General features: G+C 74.4%; 8 protein-coding genes. 1 reads left to right on the forward strand and 7 read right to left on the reverse strand.

The window, feature by feature from the left end:
* Nucleotides 1–322: 322 nt before the first annotated feature.
* Nucleotides 323–1,936, reverse strand: coding sequence for a phosphoglycerate dehydrogenase (serA, locus tag GCU67_RS15870; RefSeq protein WP_338105067.1), 1,614 nt, complete (start codon nt 1,934–1,936; stop codon nt 323–325).
* A 181-nt stretch (nt 1,937–2,117) separates the two neighbouring features.
* Here serA and GCU67_RS15875 point away from each other — a divergent pair, with 181 nt between their 5' ends.
* Nucleotides 2,118–3,089 carry a hypothetical protein gene (locus GCU67_RS15875; protein ID WP_163612188.1) on the forward strand — a complete coding sequence of 324 codons (972 nt, stop codon included), beginning with the start codon at nt 2,118–2,120 and terminating at the stop codon, nt 3,087–3,089.
* A 99-nt stretch (nt 3,090–3,188) separates the two neighbouring features.
* Here the strand turns inward: GCU67_RS15875 and ilvC are convergent, their stop codons facing one another.
* The 6 genes from ilvC to ilvD all read right to left on the reverse strand — a co-directional run bounded on the left by ilvC (nt 3,189) and on the right by ilvD (nt 12,447).
* Nucleotides 3,189–4,214, reverse strand: a complete 1,026-nt coding sequence (gene ilvC, locus GCU67_RS15880; protein ID WP_163612189.1) for a ketol-acid reductoisomerase — start codon at nt 4,212–4,214, stop codon at nt 3,189–3,191.
* 64 nt (nt 4,215–4,278) lie between these two features.
* On the reverse strand, nt 4,279–4,809 hold the full coding sequence (gene ilvN, locus GCU67_RS15885) for an acetolactate synthase small subunit (protein WP_163612190.1): 531 nt from the start codon (nt 4,807–4,809) through the stop codon (nt 4,279–4,281).
* Nucleotides 4,810–4,892: 83 nt separating this feature from the next.
* On the reverse strand, nt 4,893–6,830 hold the full coding sequence (locus GCU67_RS15890; protein ID WP_163612191.1) for an acetolactate synthase large subunit: 1,938 nt from the start codon (nt 6,828–6,830) through the stop codon (nt 4,893–4,895).
* A gap of 238 nt (nt 6,831–7,068) precedes the next feature.
* Nucleotides 7,069–8,712 carry an EAL domain-containing protein gene (locus GCU67_RS15895; protein ID WP_163612192.1) on the reverse strand — a complete coding sequence of 548 codons (1,644 nt, stop codon included), beginning with the start codon at nt 8,710–8,712 and terminating at the stop codon, nt 7,069–7,071.
* Nucleotides 8,709–10,661 carry an EAL domain-containing protein gene (locus tag GCU67_RS15900; RefSeq protein ID WP_163612193.1) on the reverse strand — a complete coding sequence of 651 codons (1,953 nt, stop codon included), beginning with the start codon at nt 10,659–10,661 and terminating at the stop codon, nt 8,709–8,711. Before GCU67_RS15900 ends, GCU67_RS15895 begins: the two co-directional genes overlap by 4 nt.
* 76 nt (nt 10,662–10,737) lie before the next feature.
* On the reverse strand, nt 10,738–12,447 hold the full coding sequence (gene ilvD, locus GCU67_RS15905; RefSeq protein WP_163612194.1) for a dihydroxy-acid dehydratase: 1,710 nt from the start codon (nt 12,445–12,447) through the stop codon (nt 10,738–10,740).
* Between the last annotated feature and the right edge of the window lie 89 nt (nt 12,448–12,536).

Here is a 12,536-nt window from a genome sequence, read left to right on the forward strand (position 1 = left end):
CAGCGGCCAAGAGGCCGAACGGCTCAGCGCACACCCGCTGTGATCGGCACCTGCCGATCCGGTGAGACTGTTGTGTGCCGCATCGAGGTGGGACACCCCTGTCACGGCGTGGCCGAGCCGAACGGAGCAACGTGGTCACGCAGACGACACGTTGCACCAGCTCTCAAGCACCCGCCGGTGGCCAGGACGAGGCGGCCAGGTGTCCGCCGCCCGTCGGCCGGGGTCCCGCGACACCCGGCGGACGCGACGAGGCCGCGCCGTCCGGGTGGACGACGCGGCCTCGTCGGACGCGCGTGGGTCGGTGGGCCGACCGGTGGTGGGGTCAGAGCGGGCTGAGGTCCGCGGCCTGGGCCCGCCGGGCGCCGATGCGGGCGCCGATCTGGTCGAGCAGCTCGCCGCTGACCGGGCTGTCGACGGTGACCGCCATCAGCGCTTCGCCGCCCTGCGTCGTCCGGCTGACCTGGGCGCCGGCGATGTTGACGCCGGCCTCCCCCAGGGCCGCACCGACCGTGCCGACGACGCCGGGGCGGTCGGCGTAGACGAAGAACAGCAGGTAGCCGTCAGCGGTGAGGTCGATCTCGAAGCCGCCCACCTCGGTCAGCTTGGGCACCTGGTTCTTGCCGTAGAGCGTGCCCGACACGGTGACCTCGGCGCCGTTGGCCATCGCGCCGCGGACGCTGATCAGGTTGCGGTAGTGCGGGCTCTCGGTGTTGCTGGACAGGGTCACGTCCAGCCCGCGCTGCTCCGCCAGGAGCGGGGCGTTGACGTAGGTGACGGCCTCCTCCACGACGTCGGCGAACACGCCGCGCAGCACGGCCAGCTGGACGACCGAGACGTCGAACTCGGCGATCTTGCCCTGCACCTCGACGTTCACCGACTGGGCCAGCCCGCCGGCGACGGCGGTGAACACCCGACCGAGCTTCTCCGCCAGCGGCAGGCCCGGGCGGACGTCCTCGGCGACGACCCCGCCGGCCTGGACGTTGACCGCGTCGGGCACGAACTCCCCCTGCAGGGCCAGCCGGACACTGCGGGCCACCGCGGTGCCGGCCTTGTCCTGCGCCTCGGTGGTGGAGGCGCCCAGGTGCGGGGTGACCACGACGTTGGGCAGCCCGAACAGCGGGCTGTCGGTGCACGGCTCCTTGGCGTAGACGTCGATGCCCGCGGCACCGACCTGCCCCGACTGCAGCGCCTCGGCCAGGGCGGCCTCGTCGACCAGCCCGCCGCGGGCGGCGTTGACGATGATCACGCCGCGCTTGGTGGCCGCGAGCTGCTCGGCCCCGATCAGGCCCAGCGTCTCCGGGGTCTTGGGCAGGTGCACGGTGATGAAGTCCGACTCCCGCAGCAGCTCCTCCAGCGAGACCAGCCGGACGCCGAGCTGGGCGGCGCGGCCGGCCTGGATGTAGGGGTCGTAGGCGATGAGCGTGACGCCGAACGCGGCCAGCCGCTGGGCGACGAGGACGCCGATGCGCCCCAGGCCCACGACACCGACGGTCTTCTCGGTGACCTCGACGCCGGTGAACCTCGACCGCGCCCACTTCCCCTCGCGCAGCGAGGCGTCGGCGGCGGGGATGTGCCGGGCGGCGGCCAGCATCAGGGCGATCGCGTGCTCGGCGGCGCTGACGATGTTCGACGTCGGTGCGTTGACCACCAGCACGCCGCGCTCGGTGGCCGCGGGGACGTCGACGTTGTCCAGGCCGATGCCGGCGCGCGCCACGACCTTCAGGTTCGGGGCCGCGGCCAGCGCCTCGGAGTCGATCTGGGTGGCGGAGCGGATGAGCACCGCGGCGGCCTCGGCCAGCGCCGGGAGCAGGGCGGCCCGGTCGGCGCCGTCGACGTGGCGGATCTCGACGTCGTCGCCGAGCACCTCCAGCACGCTGGGTGCGAGCTCTTCGGCGATGAGGACGACGGGCACGGACCCCGACTGAGTGGCTGTCACGGGTCCACAGCGTAGGGAGCCGCGACCTCCCGCGGGGCGCCGGTGCCCGTGGGTCCCACTGGGTGGACGGCCACCCTGGCCCTCCCGGGGGAACCGCCGCCCGCCGTGCTTGCCCGGTCCCCGGTGCACCGCCAAGCTGACGGCGCAGCGCCGGGACGACCGGCCCCGTGCGGAGGAGACCATGAGCAACGACCGGGACGACGCCCAGGGCCGGCAGCAGCCCGACCCGTCCGGCACGTGGGGCGAGCACCCGGCAGAGCAGCCCGGCGCCGTGCACCGGGACGGCCTGACCGACGGTCCCGCAGCCGGCGCCACGGCGGCCGGTGCCACGGCGGCCGGTGCCACGGCGGCCGGTGCGACCGCGGCCGGCCAGCAGCCGGCCTGGGACGCACCGCGGGAGGACGACCAGTCGTGGGGTGCGGCCCAGCACGGCTCCGGGCCCCACGAGCAGGCTCCCCCGTACGGGCAGCAGTACGGCTCTCCCTACGGCCAGGCGCCGCAGTCCCCCTACGGTCAGGCGCCCTGGGGTCAGGCGCCCTGGGGTCAGGCGCCGTACGGGCAGGCCCCGCAGTTCGGGCAGTCCCCGCAGTACGGGCAGTCCCCCTACGGCCAGCCGGCCCCGTACGGCGGGTCCGGACAGCCGGCCGTGCCGGGCCGACCGGGCACGGTCATCACCGCGGCGGTGCTCGGCCTGCTCTACGGCGTCCTCGGCCTGCTGACCGCGCTGCTGTTCGTGATCGGTGGCGCCTACGCCGACGACTTCCTCGACGCCGTCGAGGACGCCGACCCCTCGCTCGAGGGCACTCTGGGGTCCTCGGAGGTCAACGGCTTCCAGGCCGTCCTGGTGGTGTTCGGCGTGGTCGCGCTGGCGTGGGCCGTGGTGATGATCTGGGGCAGCTTCCTGGCACTGCGGGGCCGCAGCCGGGTGCTGCTGCTGGTGGGGGCCTGGATCGCGGTCGCCGTCACCGCGGTGCTGCTGCTCTTCGGCGTCATCGGCGCGGCCACCGCACCGGAGGGCGGCGGGGCGGGCGGGATCGTGCTCTTCCTGCTGCTGTTCCTGGGCACCGTGGCGATGGCTGTGCTGCTGCTGCTCCGCCCCTCGACCGCGTTCTTCGCCGCGCACCGGCAACGGCGGGCCCTCACGCCCCGCTGAACGACGACAGCCCCCGCAGCACATGGCTGCGGGGGCTGTCCGGCCCCGCTCAGAGGCTCGCCCCGAGCTCGCGAGGGGTGAGGAGAGCGGGGTCCTCGTTCAGCGTGCGGCGGTACCGGTGTAGTCGTCGGTGGCGCTGACCCAGCTCATCAGCCCGCGCAGCTCGCGGCCGGTGGCCTCGATCGGGTGCGCCTCGGCGGCTGCGCGCTTGGCCGTGAAGTCGGGGGCACCGGCGTCCTGGTCGGCGATGAAGGCCGCGGCCCACGAGCCGTCCTGGATGGCGGTGAGGACGTCCTTCATCGACTCCTTGACGCGGGCGTCGACGACCTTCGGGCCGGAGGTGTAGTCGCCGTACTCGGCGGTGTCGGAGACCGACCAGCGCTGCTTGGCGATGCCGCCCTCGTACATGAGGTCGACGATCAGCTTGAGCTCGTGCAGGCACTCGAAGTAGGCGATCTCGGGCTGGTAGCCGGCCTCGGTGAGGGTCTCGAAGCCGGCGGTCACCAGGGCGGACATGCCGCCGCACAGCACGGCCTGCTCACCGAACAGGTCGGTCTCGGTCTCCTCGGCGAAGGTCGTCTTGATGACGCCGGCGCGGGAGCCGCCGATGGCCTTGGCGTAGGACAGCGCGAGGGCCTGGGCGGAGCCGGAGGCGTCCTGCTCGACGGCGATGAGGCAGGGCACGCCCTTGCCGTCGCTGAACTCGCGGCGCACGAGGTGGCCGGGGCCCTTGGGGGCGACCATGGCGACGTCGACGCCGGCCGGGGGCTTGATGTAGCCGAAGCGGATGTTGAAGCCGTGGCCGAAGAACAGCGCGTCGCCGTCCTGCAGGTTGGGCTCGACGGACTCGGCGTACAGCGAACGCTGCACGTGGTCCGGCGCCAGGATCATGATCAGGTCGGCCTCGGCGGACGCCTCGGCCGGGGTGACCACGCGCAGGCCCTCGGCCTCGGCCTTGGCCCGGCTCTTGGACCCCTCGGGCAGGCCGACGCGGACGTCGACGCCGGAGTCGCGCAGCGACAGCGCGTGGGCGTGGCCCTGGCTGCCGTAGCCCAGGACGGCGACGGTGCGCCCCTGGATGATCGAGAGGTCGGCGTCGGCGTCGTAGAAGATCTCGGCGGCCATGCGGTGATGCACTCCTTGGATCGGTGGGTGGGCCGGCGGTGGCCGGCCCGGTTCAGGGGGTGGTTCAGGCCGTGCGCTGGTCGACGGGACGCAGGCTGCCAGAGCCGCTCATCGACCGGGGGCCCCGGCCGAGGGCGACCGTGCCGGACTGGGCCATCTCCTTGATGCCCAGCGGCGCGAGCACCGCCAGCAGTGCCCGCAGCTTCTCCGGCGTCCCGGTCGCCTCGATGGTGACGGTGTCGGTGTTGACGTCGACCACCCGGGCCCGGAACAGCTCGGCGGTCTGCAGGACGGTGGTGCGGTCGGCCAGCGGTGCGCGCACCTTGACCAGCAGCAGCTCCCGCTCCACGGACGCCTCGCCGTCCAGCTCGACGATCTTGATCACCTCGATCAGCTTGTTCAGCTGCTTGGTGATCTGCTCCAGCGGCGCGGACTCCGCCTCGGCGACGATCGTCATCCGGGACAGGTCGGGGTTCTCGGTCGGGCCGACGGCGAGGGACTCGATGTTGAACCCGCGCCGGCTGAACAGCGCCGACACCCGGGCCAGCACACCGGACTTGTTCTCGACGAGCACCGACAGCGTGTGCCGTGGCATGAGCGGACCTTTCTTCGAGCAGTGGTCGGCCCCCGTTCAGGGGCCCGCCGCGAGCGGAGCGAGTGGTGGGGGGAACGGGGGTCCTAAACCTGCCCCTCTCCGAAGTTCGGACGCAGGCCGCGGGCGGCCATGATCGCGTCGTTGCTGGCCCCGGCGGCGACCATCGGCCACACCTGGGCGTCGGAGCCGACGATGAAGTCGATGACCACCGGCCGGTCGTTGATCGCCATGGCCTTCTCGATCACCGCGTCGACGTCGGCCTCGGTCTCGCAGCGCAGGCCGACGCAGCCCAGCGCCTCGGCCAGGGTGACGAAGTCGGGAATGCGGACCTGCCGCGCCGAGGGGTCCTTGGCGCCGTGGGTGGCCAGGTGGGTGTTGGAGTAGCGGCCCTCGTAGAACAGGGTCTGCCACTGTCGGACCATGCCCAGGTTGCCGTTGTTGATCACGGCGACCTTGATCGGGATGCCCTCGATGGCGCAGGTGGCCAGCTCCTGGTTGGTCATCTGGAAACAGCCGTCGCCGTCGATGGCCCACACCGTGGTGTCCGGGCAGCCCATCTTGGCGCCCATGGCGGCCGGCACCGAGTAGCCCATGGTGCCCAGGCCACCGCTGTTGAGCCAGGTGCCCGGCTTCTCGTACTTGATGAACTGCGCGGCCCACATCTGGTGCTGGCCCACGCCGGAGGTGTAGATCGTGTCCGGCCCGGCGATCGCGCCGAGCCGCTCGATGACGTACTGCGGCGAGAGCATGCCGTCCTCGGGCCGGTCGTAGCCCAGCGGGTAGCGGGTGCGCCAGTCCTCCAGCTGCTCCCACCACCCGGTCAGCTGCGGGGTGCGCCCGGCCTGGTGCTCGGCGCGCACGGCGGTGACCAGCTCGGCGATGGTCGCCTTGGCGTCACCCACGATCGGGACGTCGGCCCGGCGGTTCTTGCCGATCTCGGCGGGGTCGATGTCGGCGTGGATGACCGCCGCGTCGGGGGCGAAGCTGGAGAGCTGGCCGGTCACCCGGTCGTCGAAGCGGGCGCCCAGGGTGATGAGCAGGTCGGCCTTCTGCAGCGCGGTGACGGCCGCGACGGTGCCGTGCATGCCGGGCATGCCCAGGTTCTGCGGGTGGCTGTCGGGGAACGCTCCGCGGGCCATCAGCGTGGTGACCACCGGTGCACCGGTCAGCTCGGCCAGCTCGGCCAGCTCGTCGGTGGCGTGCGCCTTGAGCACCCCGCCGCCGACGTAGAGCACCGGCTGGCGGGCAGCGGCGATCAGCGCGGCGGCCTCGCGGACCTGCTTGCCGTGCGGGCGGGTGGTCGGCTTGTAGCCGGGGAGGTCGATCTTCGGCGGCCAGCTGAAGTCGGTGGTCGCCTGCAGGACGTCCTTGGGGACGTCGACGAGCACGGGCCCGGGCCGGCCGGTGCTGGCCAGGTGGAAGGCCTCGGCGATCCGCTGCGGGATCTCGTCGGCGCTGGTGACCAGGAAGCTGTGCTTGGTGATCGGCATGGTGATGCCGCGGATGTCGGCCTCCTGGAACCCGTCGGTGCCGATCAGGCTGCTGTTGACCTGGCCGGTGATCGCGACGACGGGCACGGAGTCCATGTAGGCGTCGGCCAGCGGGGTGACCAGGTTGGTCGCGCCGGGGCCGGAGGTCGCGATGCAGACGCCGACCCGGCCGGTGGCCTGGGCGTACCCGGTGGCGGCGTGCCCGGCGCCCTGCTCGTGGCGGACCAGCACGTGGCGCACCGCGGAGTCGAACAGCGGGTCGTACAGCGGCAGGATCGCCCCACCCGGGATGCCGAAGACGACGTCGACCCCGATCGCCTCGAGCGAGCGCACCAGGCTCTGCGCGCCGGTGATGCCGGTGGCCGGCTCGGAGGCGGCCTCGGCCATGGTGCGGGCGGTGGTCTCGACCCCGAGGGTGGCCTGCGCGGCGGCGTCCGTGGGCGTCGTCGGCGTGGCCGGGGCCGGGCCGGCGCCGGGGGCGGGCGAGGTGAGGGCGGTGGAGGTGCGGCCGGTGCTGGCGGTGGTGCTCATCTGACGATCTCCCTGGGCGCGGGTGGGGTGCTGGCGCGGACGCCTGTCGCTGGGCCGGCCAGGTGGTACCCGGCCAACAAAAAACCCCTCGTGCCGTTGGCACGGAGGGGTGGCGCGTCGGTCGGGAGGACCGGCGCGCTAGTGGATCGCTACGAGCAGACGAGTGCGTGGCACCCCGACACTGTGCGCCTGCCGGCGCGGTCGCGTCAACCAGGGTGTCCCAGCAGGTGGGACGGGGTCACTCACCCACTGGGACGGCGACCGGCGCACCCAGCGCCGGGACGTCGAGCACCCGCTCGTCGAAGGCGTCGATGACCGCGCCCAGCTCGGCCGGGCGGGTCGGCCGGCCCAGCAGGTGGCCCTGCAGGAAGCGGCAGCCCAGCTCGCGCAGCGTGGCCAGCTGACCGGGGGTCTCGACGCCCTCGGCGACCACGTCGATGGACAGCCGCCGGCCCAGCTCGATCACGCTGAGCACGAGCGCGGCGCTGCGGGCGTCGTCGGTGATCCCGGCGAGGAACTCCCGGTCCATCTTCAGCACGTCCACCGGCAACCGGGTCAGGTAGGCGAAGGTCGAGTAGCCGCGGCCGAAGTCGTCCAGGGAGATCACGCAGCCCATGTCGTGCAGGGTCTGCAGGTCCCCGCCGGCCCGCTCGATCTCGCCGATGAACATCGACTCGGTGACCTCCAGCATCAGCCGGCGGGCCGGCAGCCCGGCCCGGGCCAGTGCGGCGGTCACGTCGCGCACCAGGCTCCCGGACTGCAGGTGGCGGACGCTGATGTTGACGCCCAGCTGCAGGTCCCGGCCCTCGGCCAGCAGCCGGGCGAGCTCGGCGGTGGCCTGGTCCAGCACCCAGCGCTGCAGCGGGACGATCAGCCCGTCGTCCTCGGCCAGGGGCACGAACTCCGACGGCGGCACCTCCCCCAGGACCGGGTGGTCCCAGCGCACGAGCGCCTCCAGGCCCAGGACGCGGCGCTCGACGGTGCCGACCACGGGCTGGTAGACCAGCCGCAGCTGCCCGTGGGCCAGCGCGTCGGGCAGGTCGCGGACCAGCCGGTTGCGTCGCACGGTCGCCCCGTCGGCGGCCGCCCCGTGCAGGCGGACGCAGCCCTTGCCGGCGGCCTTGGCCGCGCGGAGCGCCACGTCGGCGTCGCGCAGGCTCACCGACACCTCCTCGGCGGCCTGCAGCTCGGCGACGCCGATGCTGCACGAGACGTCGAAGACCAGGTCGGGGTCGGCGCCGGCGGTGGGCACCGACCGGTGGACGCCGGCCAGCTCGGCGATGATCCGCTCCCCCAGCGCCGCGGCCTCCGCGACGCCCGAGCGCACCACGACGGCGAACTCGTCGCCACCGAGCCGGCTGACCAGGTCCTGGTCCCGCACGGTCGCGCGCAGCCGGTCGGCGACCTCGACCAGCAGCAGGTCCCCCGCCTCGTGCCCGGCGATGTCGTTGACCGCCTTGAACCCGTCGAGGTCCAGCAGCAGCACGCTGTACGGCTCCCCGTCGGCGGTCCGGCTGCGCGCGGCGGCCAGGGCGGCCATCAGCCGGGCCCGGTTGGGCAGCCCGGTGAGGTGGTCGCTGTAGGCCATCCGCTCCAGCTCCTGCTGGCTCGTGCGGACGTCGTCCCGCACGTCCGGCCCGCGCCCCGGCAGCCCGCCCGGCGGTGTCCCGCGCAGGAGACCGGCCACGAGCGCCACCACCACCAGCACCGCGGCCGCGACCGCCTCCGTGGCGGTGACCGGTCGCCCGGCGAGGGGGCCGCCGACCAGCAGCAGGCCACCGACGGCCAGCGCACCGCCGGCGACGAGGGCCCGCGGGGGCACCGGGGGTCGGGCGACGTCCGTCCGCCGCCGGCGCGGGGCCGGGCGGTCGGGCCCGGTCACAGGAGGGCCACCGGACCGGAGGCGGGTGCGGCCACCGGACCGGACGGCGGCCCGGGCACGCCGGGCCACAGCCGACCGCCGTCGGCCTCGAGGAGCTCGGTGAGCGCGGTGAGCCCGACCGGCCGGGAGAGCAGGAAGCCCTGGGCGAAGCCGCAGCCGAGGTTCTGCAGGACGGCCAGCTGGCCGACGGTCTCCACGCCCTCGGCGACGACGTCGACGCCCAGGGTCCCGCCGAGGGCGACGACCGCGGCACAGACGGCGCGCACGTAGGGGTCCCGGTCGATCCGGGAGAGCAGGCTGCGGTCGAGCTTGATGACGTCGACCGGGAGCCGGCCCAGGCCGGCCAGCGAGGACGCACCGCGGCCGAAGTCGTCCAGGGCGACGTGCACGCCCATCAGCCGGAGCGCGGAGACGTCGTCGCGGACCCGGGGCCCGGACAGCGCGGACTCGGCGAGCTCGACCACCAGGTGCTCGGGGGGCAGGCCGCTGTCGGCCAGCGCCCGGGTGACGTCGGCGACCAGGGTGCCCGCGGCCAGGTGGGCGGCCGAGACGTTGACGCCCAGCCGCAGCGCGGGCCCGGACTGCGACAGCCGGACCACCGCGCGGGTGGCCTCCTGCAGCACCCAGCGCTGCAGGTCCACGGTCAGCCCGGCCCGGGCGGCCACCGGCAGGAACTCCTCCGGCGGGACGTCGCCCAGGTCGGGGTGCCGCCAGCGCATCAGCGCCTCGACGCCGGCGACCCGGCGCTCGGTCAGGTCGACGACCGGCAGCCAGGCGAGCTCGAGCTCCCCGCGGTCGCGGGCGCCGACGAGGTCGTGGCGCAGCTGGTCGCGGCGGTCGCGGACGGCGGTGAGCTCGGGCCGGTAGCGGTGCACCGAGCCGGTGCCGGCCGACCGGGCGTCGGCGAGGGCGAGCTCGGCGTGGTCCTGGACCTCCGCGGCGGTCGAGCCGGCCGACAGCGGGGCCAGCCCGACGACGGCGGACAGGTCGACCAGCCCGGCGTCGGTGACGATCGGTGCCTCCAGGACCGCCAGGCAGCGGGCGGCGAGCCGGCCGACCTCGGCGGTGGTCCCGGAGGCCAGCACGGTGAACAGCTCGGCGTCGACCCGGGACACCTCGTCCGAGCCGCGCACGGTGGCGCGCAGCCGGCGGGCGACCTCGACCAGCGCGGCGTCGACGACGACGCGGCCGGCGTCCTCGTGCACCGCCCGCAGCCCGTGCACCTCGACCAGCAGGAGGGTCAGGTCGGCCGTGCCGGCGGTCAGGCACGCGTGCACCGACCGCTCCTGGGCCGCCCGGTTGGGCAGGCCGGTGAGCGGGTCGGCGTAGGCCAGCGCACGCAGCTCGCGCTCGCGGTCGTCCCGGGCGGTGACGTCGCGGCCGTGCACGACCAGCGCCCGGACGTCGGGGTCGGCGCGCAGGTCGCTGACCGTGGTCTCGAGCACCTGCGGGAGGCCGGTGTCCGGCAGCAGCCGGAGCGTGTGCCGGGCGCCGGCGGGCTGCGGGTCGGTGAGCCAGGCGCACACCTCGGCGGCGTCCTCGGCGGGCACGCAGCCGGTCAGCGGGTGGCCGAGCAGACCGGACAGCGCGGGGGTGACCTGCCTGACGCGCAGGTCACCGTCCAGCGTGAGGACGACGTCGCCCTCGGCGGTGGCCAGCGCGCGGTGGACCGCCTCGCTGCGGCGGAGCCGGGCGGTGTCGCGGGCCTCGACGCGGGCGGCGAGGGACCGCTGGAGGGCGGTCAGCGCGAGGCAGCCGGCCAGGGCGGCACCGGCGACCGGCGGGACGTCGACGGAGAGGGCGGCCGCGCCGAGGAGCGCGAGCGCGGCGGCGACCAGGGCCAGTTGCGGCGCCAGCCGCCCGCGCAGGTGCAGCCGCGCCCGGTCGACGGCGGTGGCCGGGGCGGCACGCCGCTCCCCGGACACTGACCTGCGACGCGTGGGCTCCACCCCCGCACTGTCGACGGATGTCCCCCCGCACCACAGGGTGCGAGGGGAGGACTCACCCGTTGGGGCTGGTCACCGCTCAGCTGGTGATGGCGCCCTGGGCGGCCGAGCCGACGAGCTTGGCGTACTTGGCGAGCACGCCCCGGGTGTAGCGCGGCTCCGGCGGCGCCCAGCCCTCGCGGCGGGTGGCGAGCTCCGCCTCGTCCACCAGCAGGTCCATCGTGCGGGCGGCGAGGTCGAGCCGGATCCGGTCGCCGTCGCGCACGAAGGCGATCGGGCCGCCGTCGACCGCCTCGGGGGCGATGTGCCCGACGCACAGACCGGTCGTGCCGCCGGAGAACCGGCCGTCGGTGAGGAGCAGGACGTCCTTGCCCAGCCCGGCGCCCTTGATCGCCCCGGTGACGGCGAGCATCTCCCGCATGCCCGGGCCGCCCTTGGGGCCCTCGTAGCGGATGACCACGACGTCGTTGGCCTTCAGGGTGCCCTCGGTGACGGCGTCCATGGCGCCCTGCTCACCGTCGAAGACCCGGGCGGTGCCCTCGAAGACCTCGGCGTCGAAGCCCGCGGACTTCACCACCGCGCCCTCCGGTGCCAGCGAGCCGCGCAGGATCGTCAGGCCGCCGGTCCTGTGGATCGGGTCGGCCATCGCGTGGATGATCGCGCCGTCGGGGTCCGGCGGGGAGAGCTCCTCGAGGTTCTCCGCCAGGGTCCGGCCGGTGACGGTGAGCGCGTCGCCGTGCAGCAGCCCGGCGTCCAGCAGCGCGCGCATGACCACCGGGACGCCGCCGATGCGGTCGACGTCGGTCATCACGAACCGGCCGAAGGGCTTGACGTCGGCCAGGTGTGGCGTGCGGTCGCCGATCCGGTTGAAGTCGTCCAGGGACAGGTCGACGTCGGCCTCGTGCGCGATCGCCATCAGGTGCAGGACGGCGTTGGTCGACCCGCCCAGGGCCATGAGCACCGTGATGGCGTTCTCGAACGCGTCCTTGGTCATGATCTGGCGCGCGGTGATGCCCAGCCGGAGCAGGTTCACCACGGCCTCGCCGGACCGCACCGCGATGTCGTCGCGGCGGCGGTCGGGGGCCGGCGGGGCGGCGCTGCCCGGCAGCGCCATGCCGAGGGCCTCGGCGATGCTGGCCATCGTGTTGGCGGTGTACATGCCGCCGCAGGAGCCCATGCCGGGGCAGGCGGCCTTCTCGATCGCGGTCAGCTCGTCGCGGGTGATCTTGCCGGCGGCGCAGGCGCCGACGCCCTCGAAGACGTCGATGAGGGTGAGGTCCTTGTCGCCCAGCCGGCCGGGCAGGGTCGAGCCGGAGTAGACGAACACGCTGGCCAGGTCCAGGCGGGCGGCGGCCATCAGCATGCCGGGCAGCGACTTGTCGCAGCCGGCGAGCAGCACCGAGCCGTCCAGCCGCTCGGCGAACATGACGGTCTCGACGGAGTCGGCGATCACCTCGCGGGAGACCAGCGAGGCGCGCATGCCCTCGTGGCCCATGGAGATGCCGTCGGAGACCGAGATGGTGCCGAACTCCAGGGGGTACCCGCCGGCGGCGTGCACGCCCTCCTTGGCGGACTTGGCCAGCCGGTCCAGCGAGAGGTTGCAGGGGGTGATCTCGTTCCAGGACGAGGCGACGCCGATCTGCGGCTTCACCCAGTCGTCGTCGCCCATCCCCACGGCGCGGAGCATCGCCCGGGCCGGGGCCTTGGCGTCCCCGTCGGTGACGTCGCGGCTGCGCGGCTTGATGTCGACGGAGTCGGTGGTGGTCGGGCTGTCCTCGACGGTCGTCACGACCGGCGATGGTAGGCCGCCGCGGGTCGGCTCCGACGGGCCTGGTCGCCCCGTCCCACGGTCTGGGAAGATCCGCGGGTGGCTGTCGC

It is taken from the genome of Modestobacter muralis (assembly GCF_010682105.1).
Classification (GTDB): Bacteria; Actinomycetota; Actinomycetes; order Mycobacteriales; family Geodermatophilaceae; genus Modestobacter; species Modestobacter muralis.